The organism is Variovorax robiniae, from assembly GCF_037889955.1.
In the GTDB taxonomy this organism is placed as follows: domain Bacteria; phylum Pseudomonadota; class Gammaproteobacteria; order Burkholderiales; family Burkholderiaceae_C; genus Variovorax; species Variovorax robiniae.
In genome coordinates this window covers 111044-128611 of sequence record NZ_JBBKZS010000009.1, presented here as the reverse complement: position 1 = coordinate 128611, position 17568 = coordinate 111044, and the positions used below count along the sequence as shown (strand labels likewise).

Below are 17568 nucleotides of genomic sequence, written 5' to 3'. Positions count from 1 at the left end.
GTGAAGCACCCGCAAGGAAGCCGACCTCATGCCAGACAAGCCCATCAAGATCCCTGGCCCCGACCATCCGATCACGATCGCACGCAATCCGTCGCGCGTGACCGTGACTGTGGCCGGCAAGGTACTCGCCGACACCACTGAAGCGCTTAGCTTGCGCGAGGCGAACTACCCGGCAGTGCAGTACATCCCGCGCAAGGACGTCGACATGGCGCTCTTGCGACGCACCGACCACGCGACGTACTGTCCCTACAAAGGCGACTGCGCCTACTACAGCGTCCCTTCGGGTGGCGAGCGTTCAACCAATGCGGTCTGGACCTACGAAGCGCCCTACGAGGCCGTGGCAGCCATCAGGGACCATCTGGCGTTCTATCCGGATCGTGTGGACCGGATCACTTGAGACGAAGCCGCGTAGACGGGCGCTCCCCGCAGCGAGCACACTGCACAAAAGAAAACCGGCCCTGCGAATCCACAAGGCCGGTCATTCAAACGATCAAGCAAAGAGATCAGTGCTTAGCCACAGGTCCCTTAGCCCGCATCTTCGACACCGCATCCGCCGTCACCGAAGCAGGCTGCCCACCAAAGCGCACCCGCAGGTAGTTGCTCAGATCCGCAATCTCCTGGTCGCTCAGATCATTCGCAAACCCGGGCATCTCCTGCATGCGCTCATACCCCGTGAATTGCTGCGCCTCGATCCCGTCCAGCACCGACACCACCAGGTTGCGCGGATCACCGATGCGCAGCGTCGAGTTGCCAGCCATCGCCACCGCCACATGCGACCTGCCCTCACCGCTCACGCCGTGACAGCCCGCGCACACGTTCAGGTAGGTCTGGCGCCCCGGCCCCAGCTTCTGGTCCGCCGTCGCGTCTTCCTTCGCCGGCACGGCCTCCATCGGCTTGTCACCCGTCATGAAGCGCACCATCGCCTTCCCGTCTTCCTCGGTGAGATGCTGCGTGCTCAGCGCGACGACCGTGTGCATCTCGCCCCAGGCCGAACCTTGCGGCGCGATGCCCGTCTTCATGAAGGTGCCGATGTCCTTCTCCGTCCAGCCGCGCTCGGCCAGGCCCTTGGGCGTGATGTCCGGCGCCAGCCAGCGGCCGATCTGCGCGCCTTGCCATTGCAGGCCCAGATCCAGCTGGCCCAGCGCGCCGCGCGGCGTGTGGCACTCGGCGCAATGGCCCAGCACGTTGGCCACATAGCGACCGCGCACCCACTCGGGCGACTGGCCCTGCGACGCCACCGGCAGCTCGTCCTTCAGGAACAGCATCTTCCAGAACATCATGCCGAAGCGGATGTTGTACGGGAAGCGCAACTCATCAGGCTTGCTCGGCTGCGCCACCGCAGGCAGTTGCATCAGGTAGGCGTAGATCGCATCCACATCCTCGCGCGGCATCGCGCGATACGACGCGTAGGGCATCGCCGGATAGAGGTGGCGGCCACCAGGCGAAGTGCCATCGTGGACGGCCTTGTAGAAGTCGTCCTTGCTCCACTTGCCGATGCCGTGCTGCGGGTCGGGCGTGATGTTGCTGCCATACATCGCACCGAACTCCGACTCCAGCGCCGCGCCGCCGGCAAAGGGCGCGCCACCAGGCGCGGTATGGCAGGCCGCACAGTCCGCCGCCTTGGCCAGGTACTTGCCGCGTGCGATCTCGTCGGCGCTGGACTTCACCGGCTTGCCGTCGCCGGTCGGTCCACCGCCGCAGGCGGTCAGGGCCAGGGCCACGCCCAGCACAGCCGCAACCCGCGTGAGGGGGTGATGAAAGAGGGCGCGCATGCTCAACCCTCCGTGGTCAGGCCGGGCGTCGACAGGATCACGTCCTTGACCGCCTCGTAGTAGCGAACGTAGCCCGTGCAACGGCACAGGTGCGTGTTGAGCGACTTCGTGATCTCCGCCTCGACCTTGCTCTTGGCGATCGGCTGCCGCTTGAGCCGCTCGACCAGCACGGTCGCGCCATTGACGAAGCCCGGCGTGCAGTAGCCGCACTGGAAGCTGTAGTGCTCCAGGAACTTCTGCTGGATCGGCGAGAGCATGACCACTTCGCCCTTGTCGTTGCGCTGCGCATGGCCTTCGACCGTGCGCACCTTCTTGTCGGCGAAGAAGTGCGCGCCGGTGATGCAGGTGCGCACCTCCTCGCTGGCGCCGCCCGGCTTGTCGACGATGACCACGCAGGCCCGGCATTCGCCGATACCGCAGCCCAGGCGCGAACCGGTCAGGCCCGCGTACTCGTGCAGGTAGTCGATCATCATCAGACCATCGGGCACGTCCGTCGGGCCGACGTCCTTGCCGTTGATCGTGAGCTTGAGCGGTTTGACCGCCGGCATCGTGCTCATTGCAGCACCCCCCTGATTTTTTCCGCCGTGATCGGCAGTTCCGTGAAACGATGGCCGGTGGCATGCGCCACGGCGTTGACGATGGCCGGGACGATGGGAATCATCGTCACTTCGCCCATGCCCTTGGGCGGATCCGTGTCCGACAGCGCCGGCAGGACCTCCGCACGCTGGCTCCACACCGCGACGTCGGCCGCGCGCGGCAGCGTGTAGCGGTTGAAGTTCCAAGTGCCGTTGCCGGGGCCGTCCTCGTACAGCGGCAGGTACTCGTGCAACGCATGCCCGATGCCCATCGCGATGCCGCCCTGGATCTGGCCGGAGACGAGCTCCTTCACGATCTGATTGCCGCATTCGAGCACCGACTGGTGGTTCATCAACTCGACCTTGCCCGTGGCCCGGTCGACCGAGAGCTCGGCGATCGTCGCGATCGCGGCGTAGTAGGTCACGCCGGCGTTGTTGCGCTGGATCGGCGGATAGAACAGCTTCTTGCGCGTGATGAAGTGATAGCCGCCGGTCGTCGCGCCGGTCTTGCGCTTGGCCTCGGGTGCGTTGTCGCCGTAGCGCACGGACAGGCCGTCGAGCGGACGGCGCATGTTCTGTCCGTCGACCTCGAAGTCGGCCTCGGCCCACTGCCAGCGGTTGAAGGTGTGGCCGATCGCGCCGGTCACGACACCCAGTTCATGCGCCCGCCGCGCCAGGCGCGCGAGCGTCAGCGGCTCCATGCCGGCACAGGTGAGGCTGCCGTTGACCCAGCGCGCGTCGTCGATGCGCACGACGTGCGGCGCCGCCTGCCCACCGCCGATGCCCGCGCTCCAGATCGACATGGCCGCCGGCCACAGGCCGTGCTCGAAGATCACCCGCGCCGTCTCGCGCGTGCCGTGCGAGAAGTAGTAGGCCGAGTTGCTGGCGCTCGAGGGCGAGCAATAGTTGGGCGTCCAGGCCGGGTTGGACACGGCCTTGTCCTGGTCGGCCTGGCTCGACAGGTACGGGTCGCCGCTCGTGACCATCGGCAAGTCGGACCATTCGGTGACCGAGGTCTCGATCTCATCGGCCGCGCGGCCGAACCAGCGCGACACCACCACCGCCTGGGAGGTCTGCATGCCGGTGCCCATCTCGGCGCCGCTGTGGCGCATCACGACGCGGCCTTCCGGCGTGATCTCGAGCTTGACGAAGCAGGACTCGGCGCCGGTGCCGAAGTCCTTCTGCACGCAGCCGAAGCCCACGCCGTAGCGCTTGCCCGGGTTGGCCGCCTCGTACTCGGTCTTGCGCTTGGCGCGATTGGTCCACAGCGGGTTCTTCTGCAGCTTTTGCATGCACTCGTCGGCACGGATGGCCCCGCCGGGAATCGCGCCCTGGCTGTTCTTCATGCCGGACTTGAGCACGTTGCGCAGCCGGAACTCGACCGGGTCCAGGCCCAGCTTCTCGGCCACCTCGTCGACCAGCATCTCGGTCGCGCCCATGGACTGAAGCGTGCCGTAGCCGCGCGCCGAGCCGCAGTCGATGGCGCGCGTGGCCAGGCCGACGGCGGTGAAGTCGCTCTTGGGCAGGTAGTAGACGCTCTGCGCCGAGGTGGCCGCCACCAGCGTGACCGAAGGCGTGAAGTTCATGCGCCCGCCGCCATCGAGCTGGAAGTCGCCCTTGAAGGAGCGGATCATGCCGCTCTTCTTCTCGACCGCCATCTTGTATTGCATGCGGATGCTGTGGCGCTTGAGCGAGGTCTGGAACTGCTCGAAGCGGTCGTTGGCCAGCCGCACCGGCTTGCCCGGCGAATAGAACGCGGCCATCGCGCCGTAGTACGGGAAGTTGTAGTGGTCCTTGGAGCCGTAGCCCACCGTGTAGCACGGGTGCAGGAACAGGTTCTTCACCGGGAAGCCAGCCTTCGCCAGCATCTGCGTCATCGACTCGACCACTTCGACCGGGCCCTGCGTGGGCACGACCATGTGCAGCTCCTGCTTGTCGGGGTCGTACCAGCAGTTGGCGTTGTCGGGTTCCAGCGCGGCGGTGTCGATGGATTGGGAGAAGTATTCGCGGCTCACCACGAGCAGGTCTTCGCCGGGCTTCTCGAGTTCGTCGGCGATGGCCTTGGCATGTGCCATGCCCTGTTCGCCGATCTTGCCGCCCATCAGCGCCTCGGGCCAGTTGGCCTGGCGCTTCTTGAAGGACGGGAACAGCACCGTGTCCTTCAGTGTGGAGAAGCTGTCGTCGTCGTAGGCCGTCGCGCCGCCGACGCGGACGTAGCGGAAGCCGGCCCAGGGCTCGCGCTCCAGCGGACCGGTGACGGGGCCGCCCTTGACCACGCTGTTGTTGTCGAGGGAGCGCAACTTGGTCTTGGCGTAGCGGAAGCGCACGAAGTCGTTGTAGATCAGCAGCGCGACCGCATGGCCCAGGTAGGCGGGCGTCTTGCCCGTGGGCAGCAGCATGTCCTCGCCGTAGAAGGCCGGGAAGGCGACCTTGTCGCGTTCGAGGTCCTCGGCGGTGACGACGCGGTCCGGCTTGAGGTCGTCGCCGAGCGCCGAGATGTCGATGCCTGTGAATGCGCGATCCGCGAAGGTGGCGCGCAGCAGCAATGCGTGCGATTGGGTCTGCGGCCAGTGCGGCAGGTCGCGGGATCGGATGTCGTAGGCGAACACCTTGTCGCCCGTGACCTTGGCCGTTCCGTCGACGCGGAACTTGACCGATCCGTCCGCGCTGTTGAAAGCAATCGGCGTGAGCAATTTGCTTTCGAACAGCGCTGCGTACGCGGGGCTGAAGAGCGGCGCCACCCAGACGCCGAGGCCGCCCGCGGCACCCATCTTCAGCAAATTTCGCCTGGACACGCCAGTGCGTTGATTCATCGTCACCTCCTTATTTCCGTGCCATTCGATAAGACATCGGACTTATTCATCGTGTTGCCTCAAATGGAATCGTGTCCCATTTGCAGCATGCCGAGTGTCATGTCTGTGCCAGAAAGAAGCAAAGAAAAAATGACAGATTGCGTTCAGGTGGTGACACGGCGCAACGTCTTGAATTAATTGCAAATGTCAACCATCTTTGCCTATACCTGAGCATTCAATCGAAAGCATCCAGGAATTCGGATGGCCTCCATGGAATTGACAAATAGTTGCATTGGCCGAATTTCAGCGCGGCGGCTGCGCGAATGCAGCTACGTGCTTTGCGCGCCGGCTTGCAACGGCAAATCGATGGTGGTGGCCAGCGGCAGGCCGGTGATTCGCTCGCCACTGGCAATGACGAAGGAGCGCGTGGCATCGCGCGACAGTTCGGCCAGCGTGCGCCAGAGGCAGCGGATCGATGCGGCATCGAGCGCACCGGTGGGCTCGTCCAGCAAGGTCACGGGGCGGCCCGCCGCCAGCGCGGCGGCCAGCCAGACCTTGCGCCTGGAGCCGGTGGAGAGCATGTACATCGGCTTGTCGATGTGTGGCGCGAGGGCGAATCCCTCGACCAGCGATTGCCAGCGGACGGCGTCGAAGTGCGCATCGTCGGCGCACAAGGCCGTGGTGCATTCGCGACCCGATTTCTGCTTGTCGAACGCGTCGGTGTCCGGCTCGACGAAGAACACTTTGCGGCGATAGGCCTCGGGTGCGGCGTCGAGGCGCACACCCTCGATGGACAAGCGCCCCGTGGCCGCTTGCCTGCCGGCCAGGATGCGCAGCAAGGTCGTCTTGCCGCTGCCCGTGTCGCCGTGGAGGAGCGTGACGCCGGCGCCGATCGATGCAGTCCAGCGCGTTGCGAGCGGAGGCTGCGACGGGTACGCGAAGCCCAGGTCTTGCAGCTGCAGGATGGCGTTGTGGGGCGCGGTCATGGAGCTTGGACAGTCGGAAAGGTGCACAGTGTGGTTGCGGGAGATTGTGTCAGCCCGGTTCCGGCGCAGGATCGCAAGGCACCGCGCATGGCATAGGCCACGCGGAGGATCGCGCGTGCGCGCCGGCGTCGCTAATCTGCGGCCATGAAGGTAGTGCACCAACGACGCTGAGCGACCGATGTCCGCCAGTTCATCGCCAGACACCCCGATCATCGTGCTGTCGCCCGACGGCATGCTGCGCGTGGAGCACCGGCATTACGACGACGACCGCGGCGGCCCCTGGGACACCGTGCGCGTGGTCGCGCTGCCGGGCGAGGAAGTGCTGGTGCAGTTGCCCAACCGCGGCGTGACGAGCGAGCCAGTCGTATTTCCCGGCCATGGCATCGCGGCGGTGCCGGTGACGGACAGCGAGGGTCATTGGCGTCAGTTGCGCATCGACGCGGTGAAGCGCATGTTCCGCCTGTCGCCGGGCGAGGCGGATGAAGCGCTCGACCTGCTGCCACAGCGGCTCGGCTTTACCGGCCCGGCGCAGCACTATGCGCCGCCGCCGCGGCCCGTCACCCTGGCGCAGCGCATCCTCATGACCACGCTGGCCGTCGCGAGCCTCGTGTTCGTGCTGGGCGGCCTGTGGATGGTGCTGGAGGGGCACAGCAGCACCGAGAAGTGGAACGGCGCCCTGGGCGCGTTGTTCTTCGGTGGCTGCCTGGCGATCGCGTTGCGGGACCTGCGGCCAGGGCGCTGACTAAAGGGGCGCGATCGGGATGCAGATCTGGCATTCGAATGCGCCCGTCGCTGCGTCGTAGGCATTGGCCACCGGGTAGTACTCGAAGGCGGGCCGGTGGTCGAACTGGAAGCCGCTGGCCGGCAGCCAGTCGCGCAAAAGCGCGTTCCATGCCGGGAGGATCCCGTCGGGCGTGCCGCGGTACGCCAACGCGGCATAGCGGCCACCGGGCAGTGTCGTCTTCTGGAAGCCGCCGGTCGGCGTGAAGTCCTCGTCGACCTCCACGCAGGCGTCATAGCGGCATTGCTCGGGCGGCGTGATGCTCGGGTCGTCGTAGCTGATGCCGTAGCGCGCGCGGTGCCACAGCTTGTGGGCGCCGATCCATGGCGCCACCTGTTCCTGCCAGAACGCGCCGACCGGCGCGCCAAAGGGGCCGGTGTAGCGCAGGTAGGCAATGAGTGTGGGCGGGCGGCTGATGATCTGGACGTTCATGGGTTCCCTGGCGTAAGGCGCGATGCGCGGAGAAGGCCCATTCTTCGGGAGGTCTGGCAGGCCGTCCTGATCCGGATTGCGATTTGCACGCCAGGCGCTGGGCGAACTGCCGAAGCGCGAGCGGAACGCGCGCGAGAACGCCTCGCCCGAACCGAAGCCCACCGACAACGCCGCCTCCAGCACCGACAGGCGCGGCTGTGTCTGCAAGCGCAGCGCGGCCACCTCGACGCGGCGGCGGCGCACGTAGTCGCCCAGCGTCTCGTCCATCCAGGCCGCGAAAAGGCGATGGAAGTGGAAGGTCGAGAAGTGGGCCACGTCGGCGAGCTCCGCCAGTTCCAGTGGCTGGTCGAGGTGCGCATCGATGTGCGCCAGCACCTTGTGCATGCGCCACTCGTATTCGGATCGGCTGTCGCGTGTCGTCATGTGTCCCTCTTGACGGGGATTATGAGGAGCGCGGTCACACCGGAGAGTGCGACCACGACGGCGCGCATTCCCGGCCTCGATCTGGCAATATTTGCGCGTTCATCCTTTGCCGGGAAGGAGCGCCATGTCGTCCATCTCCACAGCCTCGGTGACCGCCATTCGCCCGAACAGCGAAGTGGCCACCGCGCAAGGCCTGCCTTATTTCGTCGGCATCTCCGGGCACAGCGCGGGTGCCTGCGGCCTGTCGATGCATCTGGTGGTGATTCCGCCGGGCGCACGCTCGCAGCCGCATTTCCATGAAGGCCATGAAACCGCGATCTACGTGCTGCAAGGGCGCGTGCAGACGCTGTACGGCGAGGGCCTCGAGCAGTCGGTGATCAGCGAGCCGGGCGACTTCCTGTTCATCCCGCCCGGCGTGCCGCATGTGGCCATCAACCTCAGCGCGACGGAAGCGGCGCGTGCAGTGGTGTCGCGCAATGATCCGGCGGAGCAGGACAAGGTGAGGCCTTATCCATTGGCAGGTTCTTGAACGCGGACGGCTGAACCCAGAAGACGTTCACATCGACGACGTGACCGTCATCGCCGTCATGACCGCTGCGCCGCCCGATGCGATCAGGCCAAGCGCCCACACCTTCTCCAGGTTGAGCCATGCGGTGCGCAGGGCGCGCAGGCCGAGGTAACGGTAGACGATCCATGCGGCGGCGAGCCCCGAGCTGATCATCGCGGCCGTGTGCACCAGTGACACGACGACGGCGGTGCCCAGGCTGGTCCGCATGAGGTCCATCACGCCTTCGTGATTGAAGATCGTCGTCGAAGCCGTGGCAGGCGGTGAGTCGCACAAGCCCATGAGGATCGGCAGCAGCATCAGCGCAGCGCCGTGCGCCGTGGCCATGAGGAAGGACCAGAGTGCGAGTTGCGTCGGCCGGATGCGCGCGAGGCGCCGATGGCGTTGCGGCAGCAGCAGTTGCGCGATGCCGAACAGCAGCACCCCCACGCCGACGACGATGCGGATCTCGCGGCTCCATTGCAGCAGCCAGGCCAGCACCGCGAAGGGCACGAGGACCATTGCCATCGCGAGGAGGTGGCCGGCGCCCAGCGGCATCCAGCTGCCGAACACCGCCGCGCCGCGCTTCTGGTCCAGCCCGCGCGCCACGGCCAGCGGCCAGCCCATCGCGGGGTTGAGGCCGTGGTAGATGCCGATCGCCACCACGCCGGCCCACAGCGGCCATGACGCCGCCAGATCGCTCACGCCGACGAATAACAGAACGAGTCCGTGGAGCAGTCGCCCCCTTGCAAGCGAATCTGGTGCGACCCGTACTCCGCCCCAAAGTCCACCACGAACTTCTTGTCCAGATCGATGCCGCCATTCGCGCCTACATTGCACATCACCATCCGCCCCGGCACGCCAGCGGGATAGAACTGCGCATCCCACTTGCTGTAGAGCGAGTTGGTGAAGTACACGCGCTTGCCGTCGCGGCTGATCTCGGTCATCTGCGGGCCGCCGCCGAAGGCCGAGCCATTCGGATGCGGCGTGTGCTTGGCGATGCCGCCGATGCGCACGCTGCCCGCGAGCTTCGGGTTCATCGGGTCGGTCACGTCGTATTGCCGCAGTTCGCCGGTGCCCCAGCAGGCGACGTAGAGGAAGCGATCGTCCAGCGACAGGTCGATGTCGCTGACCAGCGGCGGCACCGCGCCGAAGCCCTTGAGCAGGTCCGGCAGCAACGAAGCATCGGCAGGCTCCGGCGGAATGGTCGCCGTCTTCTTCGCATGGAACTTGCCGCCTTCGCGCCACCAGGTCCAGATCGAGGCCTCGAGGTTGGTGGTGTCGACGACCACGCCGACGAAGCCGTACTCCCGCGAAGGATCGTGCGCAGGGCGGATCTCCAAGGCCATCTGGTGGTTGGCGCCAAGGTCGATGGTCTGCGAGTGCTTGCGCGCGCTCAGCTCCCAGAAGTGAAGCTGGTGGCCGTACTTGTTGCTGAGCAAGTCCTCCGCCACGATGCCGTTCTCGAACTGCGGCGGCAGGCCCCATTCGCTGGACACCATATAGTCGCGCGGCAGGTTCCACCAGAAGTCGTAGTGCAGCTTCTGCGGACCGCGGTCGATCTCCCACTTGCCCATGACCTCGAAGCTCTTGCAGTCCATCAGGAAGATGCCCGGCGGCCCCTGCGTGCCGTCGCCCGCGCCACCCAGCGTGCTGATGTAGAGGCCCTCGGGGCCGCAGTGCGTGGTGTGCGGGCGCGAGTAGCCGGTCTTGCGCGTGACCTCGTCCGGTTCGATCACCTTCGCGATCGTCGGCTTGGCCGGGTCGGGGTGCGTGTCGACGATGTAGATGCGCGACGAGCGGATGCCCGGGATGACCAGGTAGCGCCGCTTCAGAAAGGCATGGCCGGACATGGGCGACAGCGCCGAGCTGCACGCGTTCCAGCCGAAGTGGTGGAACTCGTCGCCCTTGTTCGGCATGTCGAGCCGGTGCAGCACGGTGCCGTAGGTGGGAGAGGCCGGGTCCACGTCCACGACCGCGAGTGCATCGGGGCGCGAGGCGTCGGGCGAGAGCAGTGCGGTGTAGGCGATGCGCTCGGGCTCGGCCTCCATCGCCAGGCGCGGCGAGGGATGGAAGGTCGGGTCGGTTCGCAGAGACTCGAGCATGTCTGGCTCCTGCAAAAGAACGGCCCGACAGTATGCGCCGCACGGCGCATTTTGTCGTGGCCCACAGACTGGGCAATTCGATCAGAATGAAGTCGTGGCTTGCGTGGCATGAACAGTGCATGCCACCATGTGCCGCTCGCGGTCGAAGAGGTTGCGCCTTGCCAGATCCAGACACTTCGCTTGCAAACGACGGGTTCGTGCTACCGACCCGTCACGCGATCGTTCTCGTGATCGACCTGGTGGAGTCGGTCCGTGTGATGGAGGCGGACGAGGGTGGCGTCATCCAGCGCTGGTATCTCTTCACGAACTATGTCAACCAAAAGGTCCTGCCTGAGCGCGGCGGCCGCTTGGTGAAGAACCTGGGCGACGGGTTGATGGCGGAGTTCGGCACCGCGCATGGGGCCGTGCTTGCGGCCAATGCAATGCACGAATGGATGGCCAATGAATGCGAGCCTCTGAAGAATGGCGAGCGCCTGGGCTTGCGCGCTGGTATCCATGCGACCCGAATCTTCGATGGGACGACGGACATCTACGGCATCGGCGTCAATCTTGCCGCGCGTGTCGCGTCTCTCGGAGAGTCCGGCGAGACCATCGCAACCGCGCAACTCAGAGATCTGTTGAGCGACACGCTGGATGCGGACGTCGAGGACCTGGGTGATTGCCATTTGAAGCACGTCGAGCGGCCGGTTCGCGCGTTTCGGCTCGGTCCGGCGCGACATGCATGGAGCCTGCCGAGGGAGCGAAGCTACGAAACGCCACTTCACGCCTCGGTCGCCGTCATCCCTTTTTCCAACATGCTCGCCTCGGAGGAGTTCTGGGGCGTGGGTGACCTGCTGGCGGATGGCATCATCGGCGCCCTCTCGCCATCGCAAAGCCTGCGAGTGGTGTCGCGGCTGTCCAGCGCCAACTTCAAGGCGCGTTCTTCATCGCTGGCGGAAATCGCCAATCGGCTCGATGTGCGCTACGTGGTGTCGGGAACCTACGCGGTCGTGGGCGCGGACGTGACGATCGCGGCGGAACTGGCGGACGCAGCGACCGGCCACATCCTGTGGTCGGACCGGGTGCGGTCGGAATGGCGCGGGTTGCTCTCGCTGGAAAGCGAGGTGACGCACCAGTTGGCCGATGCCGTCCATCGCAAGCTGCTGGAGACCACGGTGTCCAAGGCCGGCACCCGGCCACTCCCGGCGCTCAACAGCTACGAGCTTTTCCTGGGCGGGGTCTCGATGATGCATCGGGCGAATGCGGACGACTTCGAGCTGAGCCGACGCCTGCTGGAATCGCTCACCCAGCGCCATCACCGGGTGGCAACGCCCCACGCCTGGCTCGGCAAGTGGTATGTGCTGCGTGCCATCCAGGGCGCGACCAACGACCTTGCCGAATCGGCGGCGCTCGCGCTGCAGCACACGCACAAGGCCCTCGACCTCGAGCCCGCGAGCGGGCTTGCGCTGGCGATCGAGGGCTTCGTCTACGGTCATCTCAAGAAGGACCTGGTGACGGCGGAGTCAAGGTTGAGTGAAGCGTGCCTGGTCAACCCGAATGAAGGCTTTGCCTGGCTGTTCCTGGCCGTCATGCATGCGTTCCAGGGCAATTCCCCGGCGGCACTCGCGGCGGGTCATCGAGCGCTCTCGCTGTCTCCGATGGACCCGCTGCGCTACTACTACGAGTCCTTGATGGGCTCCTGCGAGTTCGGTGCGGGCAACCTGCCCGAGGCAATCCGCTGGTGCGAAGCCTCACGGCGAAGAAACCGACAACATTTGTCGACATTGCGCATCCTCATTGCGGCGTATGCGGAACTCGGCGAAATGGCGCAGTCTCGCGCCTTGGGCGAGGAGGTCCGGCGACTGCGGCCAGCCTACACGGTGGCGGGGTACGAAGCGAACTCCGTCGCCGCGCTCTATCCCTTCGGGCAGCGGATCGCCAAGGCGATGCGAGCCGCAGGGGTTCCGTAGTGCTTGCGGCATCGGGCGCTTGAAAGGCGATCCGGCGCCCACAACCAGGAGAGCAACATGGGAAGTCTTGGCGGATCCATGCTCGGAGGTTCGGGTGGCTCGGGTGGCTCGGGTGGTTCCGGGGGCTCGGGCGGGTCGGGGGGCTCTGGCGGCTCTGGCGGATCCGGTTCGCTCGCGGATGGATGGGCCAATCCATTGATGGTCAGCGCGCTGTGGTCGAGCCGTGACGGAACCATGCAGACTGGCGCGCACCAGGGGTTTCTCAAAAGTGTTCCGCCCGACACTCAACCGCTCGGGTTGAACAAGGCTGATGCTCTCCGGCGCTGGGATCCGTGGGTGCGGTCGACGGTCGCAGTCACTGAACTTACGCGGCATATCGCCTATGAAACTGACGCGACGACGGATGCCTACAAGGTCTTCTACCGCGATGCATCGCACATCACCCCGCCGGCCTCCGCAAACCTTTTGGTGACCTTGACGCGCCCGTCCCAGGACTTCTTTGCTGCCCAATTGGAAAGAGTGCAAAGCTGGGCCGAGCTGAGGGATGAACGCGCTGCGGAGGTGCTGACGCAAATCGATAACCAGTTCGCGTTCATCGGAGCCGTGACGGGTCTCAATGTCATGCGCAAGAAGTGGACGATGGAATGGTTGATGGTCGCGGTGCAGTTCACGATCGAGGTCGAGCTGATGTTCAAGCACGTCTTCGCGTGCTACCGGCCGGTGGAGTTCTCGCCCCAGGTTCAGCCGATCATCACGACACCGGGGCATGGGACTTATCCCATGGGTCATGCGGCGCAGGCCTTTGCCACGATCGTTGCGCTCCAGGGTTTGCTGCGGATATTGGCGGGGCACCCGGCGGCTGTGCAGTTGAACAGGCAAGCGCGCCGCATCAGCGTCAATCGGGTCATTGCGGGCGTGCATTTCCCGATCGATGCTGCCGCCGGGGAGGTGCTTGGACTGACCCTCGGTGAGTTCTTCTTGTGCATGTGCGATGTTCAGGGCGTCGTGTGCAAGGAGAGGACATTCAAGCCGGAAGATGGAGGCAATGATGTTCGCAACGACTACCTGGGCGAGCGGACAACGCCCCTTCCCCATGGAGGCGATGAGCTTGCTGCTGTCAATATTGTCCACCCATCACCGTACCTGATCAGGCTCACGGAGCTTGCACAAGCGGAATGGGATTTGCCCTGAGGAGGTGCTTCCGTGCCCGATCCAGCCGTTTCTACATCCTTCCCTGCCAACTGCGATCTCTACATGGATTGGGGCAAGGACACCGACTACGCCTTCGTTTTTCACGACAGGAACAGTGTCGGGCTGTTGATCCAGTGGAAGAGCAAAGGCGCTGCGGGAGAAGCAGTCGCAGTCGCGGATTCAATGCGCATCCACGTTCCCGCCGTCTACAGGGGAGGCCGCTCTGAGGGCGAGGAAGGACCCCGCTGGAAGATTCAAGAGATCTGGGCGATCACCGTTTCACTGGAGCGGCTCGACGAATTCGTGCGGCGAGTCGAGTCCTTTGCTCAAAGGATTGAACTCGCTGCCCCGGTGGCGCCAGGTGCGATCGGTGTCGTTGGCTCCCCACGGCTCCAGGCTTCTGGCGATACCCTTGCTGCGGTGCTCGACGATGGCTGTGCCTTCGCGAACGCGCGATTTCGCAACAGCGACGGAACCCGGGTCATCTGGTTGTGGAACCAGGATCCCGCCTCGGGTGGCTATCGCGTGTGGGGCGTCAACGGGCCGTCGCCTGCCGCGGACTTCGACTACGGCGGGCAATATGCGAGGGATGACCTCGAAAGCATTTACCCGTCGACCGTCAAGACCCAGGAAGAAGCCTATCGTGCGACCCGCTTGGTCGGCTTGCGCCGAGCCGTCTCCCACGGAACGCACGTGATGGACCTGCTGGCCGGCGAGGAATCGTGGGAGATCGCCTACGTGCAGTTTCCGCAGGCAGGCATCGATGATCCATCGGGCCTCTGGCTCAAGCGGTATGCGCTGGACGGCTTGCACTACGTCCTCGAGTGCGCAGGCCCGAAGACCAAGACGATCGTTGCCAACATCAGCTGGGGCCCGCAAACCGGGCCGCACGACGGTTCGTCGATCCTCGAAACGGCGATCGACATGCTCGTCGTCGAGCAACGCGCGCTCCATTCGCGAACACTCGTTGTCAGCCTGCCTGCTGGCAACTCCTTTGCCACCCAGTCGCACGCCTGCATCGACATCGTCAGCGGGGGAGAGGTCGATTGGCATGTTCCGCCTGACGGAGAAATCCCTGCTTTCATCGAATTGTGGTGGCCGGTGGGCGCAGCGGTGAGCGATGCTCACCTCAGCATCACATCGCCATCCGGTGTGGTGTTCGATGTCCTCCAGGGCGTGAATCCGGCGCCCGACAAGAGCTGGTGGGCCAAGCTCAAGACCGTAGGGCAGTACGCCAAGGTGTTGTTTGTCGTTCATCCCACCAGCGGCGCGGCGAAGGAACGTACGGGTCAGCACGGGCGCTGGAAGCTGAAGATTCCTGCAGCGCCAGCCGGCCCGGTTGGCGCTGTTCACGTTTACGTTGCGCGCGCGGATCACAACATGGGTGCCCGTCGCCGCGCAAAGGCAAGCTACCTTTGCGACGTCGGTCTGGAGGCAGGGCGCTTTTGCTCGCCGGGTCATCGCCATGACGATGTGGCCGCCTCCTGTGTCCGCCGAGTCGGCACGCTGAACGGATTGGCGACAGGCGAGCACACGCATGTCGCTGCCGGCTATGTCGACAAGCCCCTGGCAAGTGCGACCTATTCGTCCGCCGGGCCGCCCCGGCCTACGGCGTGGGTCAAGCCGGACTACGCGTGCGTGACAGATTGGTCCGAAGCCAGGCCAGGCATCCGTGCCTCTGGCGTCAGGACGGGTACCAAGGTGGTGCTGGTGGGAACGAGTACTGCCGCGCCTCAACTGGGGCGAATGATCGTGAACAGCCTGCCTCCCAAGCCCCCGCTGCCAGTGCCGACCAAGCCGGTCCCCTACCGGGTGGAGCGGGTCGGGAAGGGCTGCATGCCACCTGACCCGAAGTTGGTGCCCCCGACCTGATGTGCATCGGGGCGCGAGGCGTCGGGCGAGAGCCGTGCAGGCGATACGCTCTGGCTCGGCCTCCATCGCCAGGCGTGGCGATGGATGGACGGTCGGGTTGGTTCGCAGGGACTCGGAGCATGTCTGGCTCCTGCAAAAGAACGACCTGACAGTGCGCGCCGACGGCGCTATTTCCAGATGCGTTTTGACAGGAAGGCGTCGATGCCGTCGATGGCATCCTCCTCCATCATGTTGCGGGCCATCACGTCGCCGGCCAGTTCGTACGCGGCGTCGAGCGGCAGCTGCCGCTGGCGGTAGAACATCGACTTGCCGTAGCGCACCGCGGCGGGGCTTTTAGACAGGATTTCTTCGGCCTTGCGCGTGACGGCAGCGTCGAGTTGGTCTTCTGGCACGGCCTCGTTGATGAGGCCCCAGTCGGCCGCGGTGGCCGCATCGAGGAAGCGGCCGGTGAACAACATGTCGAAGGCGTGTTTGGTCGAGACGTTGCGCGACAACGCGACCGACGGCGTGGCGCAGAACAGGCCGACGTTGATGCCGGAGACGGCGAAGCGTGCGCTTTCGGCGGCGATGGCCAGGTCGCAGCTCGCGACGAGCTGGCAGCCTGCGGCCGTGGCGATGCCCTGCACGCGCGCGATCACAGGGACGGGCAGGGACTGGATGGCCTGCATGACCTTGCTGCACCTCGCGAACAAGGCCTGGTAGTACGCCAGTTCCGGCCGACCGCGCATTTCGCGCAGATCGTGGCCCGCGCAGAAGGCCTTGCCGGCGGCCGCGAGGACGACGCAGCGCACGCGGGTGTCGGCGGCAAGTTCGTCGATCTCGCGTTCCAAGGCGTCGAGCATGGCCTCCGACAGCGCGTTGAACTGGCGCGGCCGGTTCAGCCGCAGCGTTGCAACGCCGCCCTGGTCTTCGCGCTGCAGCAGGGGTTCGGAAACGGGCAAGGCGGCAAGCATCATGGACTCCTCTGTGGACGGTGGTGCGCCTGCAAGCCTACACCCCGGCCCATGCGGCGCAACAGGTAGTGCACGGTCGTGCCCGCGAATGTCATGATCGAGCCGCTGCTGCCTTGTCGCTTCCATCGATCGAAGAGGAGGTCGGATGAATCGCCGTGAAGCTGCGCTGCTGGTCTCCGCATTCGCCCCGGCAATGGGGCCATTTGCCGCGTGGGCGCAGCCGCCCGGCAGGTTGTCGCGGATCGGCTACCTGGGGCCGTCGGCGGACACGGCGCCGCACCTGCTCAAGGCATTCCAGGAGGGACTGGCCGCGCTGGGCTACCAGGAAGGACGCAACATGCTCGTCGAGTACCGCTGGACCAATGCGGGCAGCCGGATGACCGACGACAGCGCGTTGCTCGCCAACGCACGTGAGCTGGTCGCGCGGAAGGTTGATGTGCTCACGGTCTCGATCGACCCGGCCGCACTGGCCGCGCGACGAGTGGCCGGAAAGGTGCCGATCGTCATGATCAACGTGAGCGACCCGGTAGCGCTTGGCCTGGTCACCACGTTGGCGCACCCCGGCGGCAATGTGACGGGCCTGAGCCGCCTCAGTCCCCAACTGATCGCCAAAAACCTCGAGATCCTGCTGGAGGCGACGCCCGGCGCGAAGCGAATCGCATTGCTGGTGAACGCGGTGGGCGGGATGAACCCCTCGATGATCGACAACGCTCGACAGGCGGCAAGCACGCGAGGGCTCGCGTTGCAGGTGGTCGAGGCGGGCACGCTGGCTGAATTGGAAGCGGTCTTTTCGGTCTTCAGGCGCGACAGGGTGGAGGCCCTGGTCGTTGCACTGGGCGGCCTGTTCTTCACGCAGCGCGCGCGGCTCGCCGAGCTTGCGCTGGCAGAACGGCTGCCGGCGATCTTCGGCAACACCGAGAACGTCGAGGCCGGCGGACTGATGTCGTACTCGCCCAGTTCCGTCGACAACTACCGGCGCGCGGCGACCTTCATCGACAAGATCCTGCGCGGCGCCCGGCCGGGCGACATTCCGGTCGAGCAGCCGACCCGGTTCGAGATGGTCATCAACATGAGGACGGCGAAGGCGATGAACCTTGCCATTGCGCAATCGCTGCTGGTGCGGGCGGATCGGTTGATTGAGTAGCGCTGTGCGAGCTTCGCTTGGACGGCGGCTCCGTCATTTGCCGACCAAC

The 17568-nt window shown here is 65.5% G+C and carries 15 protein-coding genes; 7 read left to right on the top strand and 8 right to left on the bottom strand.

Annotated elements, in window-relative coordinates; all coding sequences use genetic code 11:
• Positions 1-28 precede the first annotated feature (28 nt).
• Positions 29-397 carry a DUF427 domain-containing protein gene (locus WKW79_RS21060; RefSeq protein ID WP_340337153.1) on the top strand — a complete coding sequence of 123 codons (369 nt, stop codon included), beginning with the start codon at positions 29-31 and terminating at the stop codon, positions 395-397.
• A gap of 106 nt (positions 398-503) precedes the next feature.
• Here WKW79_RS21060 and WKW79_RS21055 read toward each other — a convergent pair whose 3' ends face one another.
• The 4 genes from WKW79_RS21055 to WKW79_RS21040 form a co-directional block, all read right to left on the bottom strand.
• Complete coding sequence (locus tag WKW79_RS21055; RefSeq protein WP_340337152.1) at positions 504-1772, bottom strand: c-type cytochrome; 1269 nt, start codon at positions 1770-1772, stop codon at positions 504-506.
• A 2-nt stretch (positions 1773-1774) separates the two neighbouring features.
• Positions 1775-2329 (bottom strand): (2Fe-2S)-binding protein, encoded by a 555-nt coding sequence (locus WKW79_RS21050; RefSeq protein WP_340337151.1) that lies wholly within the window; start codon positions 2327-2329, stop codon positions 1775-1777.
• Positions 2326-5160 (bottom strand): xanthine dehydrogenase family protein molybdopterin-binding subunit, encoded by a 2835-nt coding sequence (locus WKW79_RS21045; RefSeq protein WP_340337150.1) that lies wholly within the window; start codon positions 5158-5160, stop codon positions 2326-2328. The genes WKW79_RS21050 and WKW79_RS21045 overlap by 4 nt, the downstream gene beginning before the upstream one ends.
• 308 nt (positions 5161-5468) lie before the next feature.
• Positions 5469-6125 (bottom strand): ABC transporter ATP-binding protein, encoded by a 657-nt coding sequence (locus WKW79_RS21040; RefSeq protein WP_340337149.1) that lies wholly within the window; start codon positions 6123-6125, stop codon positions 5469-5471.
• Between the two features lie 178 nt (positions 6126-6303).
• On the opposite strand from WKW79_RS21040, the gene WKW79_RS21035 reads away from it, so the two are divergent.
• Positions 6304-6867 (top strand): hypothetical protein, encoded by a 564-nt coding sequence (locus WKW79_RS21035; RefSeq protein ID WP_340337148.1) that lies wholly within the window; start codon positions 6304-6306, stop codon positions 6865-6867.
• Here the strand turns inward: WKW79_RS21035 and WKW79_RS21030 are convergent, their stop codons facing one another.
• The gene (locus WKW79_RS21030) at positions 6868-7761 is read right to left on the bottom strand and encodes an AraC family transcriptional regulator (protein WP_340337147.1); all 894 of its coding nucleotides are present in this window, start codon (positions 7759-7761) and stop codon (positions 6868-6870) included. It abuts the gene before it with no gap.
• A gap of 124 nt (positions 7762-7885) precedes the next feature.
• Between WKW79_RS21030 and WKW79_RS21025 the strand changes: the two genes are divergently transcribed.
• Complete coding sequence (locus WKW79_RS21025) at positions 7886-8290, top strand: cupin domain-containing protein (protein WP_340337146.1); 405 nt, start codon at positions 7886-7888, stop codon at positions 8288-8290.
• A 27-nt stretch (positions 8291-8317) separates the two neighbouring features.
• On the opposite strand, the gene WKW79_RS21020 is transcribed toward WKW79_RS21025, so the two are convergent.
• Complete coding sequence (locus WKW79_RS21020) at positions 8318-9010, bottom strand: hypothetical protein (RefSeq protein WP_340337145.1); 693 nt, start codon at positions 9008-9010, stop codon at positions 8318-8320.
• Positions 9007-10410: a selenium-binding protein SBP56-related protein gene (locus WKW79_RS21015; RefSeq protein WP_340337144.1), complete on the bottom strand. Its 1404-nt coding sequence runs from the start codon at positions 10408-10410 to the stop codon at positions 9007-9009. Before WKW79_RS21015 ends, WKW79_RS21020 begins: the two co-directional genes overlap by 4 nt.
• Before the next feature lie 197 nt (positions 10411-10607).
• On the opposite strand from WKW79_RS21015, the gene WKW79_RS21010 reads away from it, so the two are divergent.
• From WKW79_RS21010 to WKW79_RS21000, 3 genes are read left to right on the top strand one after another with little or no spacing between them, the layout of a single operon-like run.
• Positions 10608-12359 carry an adenylate/guanylate cyclase domain-containing protein gene (locus WKW79_RS21010; protein WP_340337143.1) on the top strand — a complete coding sequence of 584 codons (1752 nt, stop codon included), beginning with the start codon at positions 10608-10610 and terminating at the stop codon, positions 12357-12359.
• 57 nt (positions 12360-12416) lie between these two features.
• The gene (locus tag WKW79_RS21005; protein WP_340337142.1) at positions 12417-13550 is read left to right on the top strand and encodes a phosphatase PAP2 family protein; all 1134 of its coding nucleotides are present in this window, start codon (positions 12417-12419) and stop codon (positions 13548-13550) included.
• 12 nt (positions 13551-13562) lie between these two features.
• Positions 13563-15422 carry a S8/S53 family peptidase gene (locus tag WKW79_RS21000; protein ID WP_340337141.1) on the top strand — a complete coding sequence of 620 codons (1860 nt, stop codon included), beginning with the start codon at positions 13563-13565 and terminating at the stop codon, positions 15420-15422.
• Between the two features lie 167 nt (positions 15423-15589).
• Here WKW79_RS21000 and WKW79_RS20995 read toward each other — a convergent pair whose 3' ends face one another.
• On the bottom strand, positions 15590-16375 hold the full coding sequence (locus WKW79_RS20995) for an enoyl-CoA hydratase (RefSeq protein WP_340337313.1): 786 nt from the start codon (positions 16373-16375) through the stop codon (positions 15590-15592).
• A 145-nt stretch (positions 16376-16520) separates the two neighbouring features.
• Here WKW79_RS20995 and WKW79_RS20990 point away from each other — a divergent pair, with 145 nt between their 5' ends.
• Positions 16521-17519: an ABC transporter substrate-binding protein gene (locus WKW79_RS20990; RefSeq protein WP_340337140.1), complete on the top strand. Its 999-nt coding sequence runs from the start codon at positions 16521-16523 to the stop codon at positions 17517-17519.
• The last annotated feature ends 49 nt before the right edge of the window (positions 17520-17568 follow it).

Bases quoted from the DNA above. Each gene is read 5' to 3' on its own strand.
- WKW79_RS21060 (WP_340337153.1), top strand. From the start codon at position 29: ATGCCAGACAAGCCCATCAAGATCCCTGGCCCCGACCATCCGATCACG.
- WKW79_RS21055 (WP_340337152.1), bottom strand. From the start codon at position 1,772: ATGCGCGCCCTCTTTCATCACCCCCTCACGCGGGTTGCGGCTGTGCTG.
- WKW79_RS21050 (WP_340337151.1), bottom strand. From the start codon at position 2,329: ATGAGCACGATGCCGGCGGTCAAACCGCTCAAGCTCACGATCAACGGC.
- WKW79_RS21045 (WP_340337150.1), bottom strand. From the start codon at position 5,160: ATGAATCAACGCACTGGCGTGTCCAGGCGAAATTTGCTGAAGATGGGT.
- WKW79_RS21040 (WP_340337149.1), bottom strand. From the start codon at position 6,125: ATGACCGCGCCCCACAACGCCATCCTGCAGCTGCAAGACCTGGGCTTC.
- WKW79_RS21035 (WP_340337148.1), top strand. From the start codon at position 6,304: ATGTCCGCCAGTTCATCGCCAGACACCCCGATCATCGTGCTGTCGCCC.
- WKW79_RS21030 (WP_340337147.1), bottom strand. From the start codon at position 7,761: ATGACGACACGCGACAGCCGATCCGAATACGAGTGGCGCATGCACAAG.
- WKW79_RS21025 (WP_340337146.1), top strand. From the start codon at position 7,886: ATGTCGTCCATCTCCACAGCCTCGGTGACCGCCATTCGCCCGAACAGC.
- WKW79_RS21015 (WP_340337144.1), bottom strand. From the start codon at position 10,410: ATGCTCGAGTCTCTGCGAACCGACCCGACCTTCCATCCCTCGCCGCGC.
- WKW79_RS21005 (WP_340337142.1), top strand. From the start codon at position 12,417: ATGGGAAGTCTTGGCGGATCCATGCTCGGAGGTTCGGGTGGCTCGGGT.
- WKW79_RS20995 (WP_340337313.1), bottom strand. From the start codon at position 16,375: ATGCTTGCCGCCTTGCCCGTTTCCGAACCCCTGCTGCAGCGCGAAGAC.
- WKW79_RS20990 (WP_340337140.1), top strand. From the start codon at position 16,521: ATGAATCGCCGTGAAGCTGCGCTGCTGGTCTCCGCATTCGCCCCGGCA.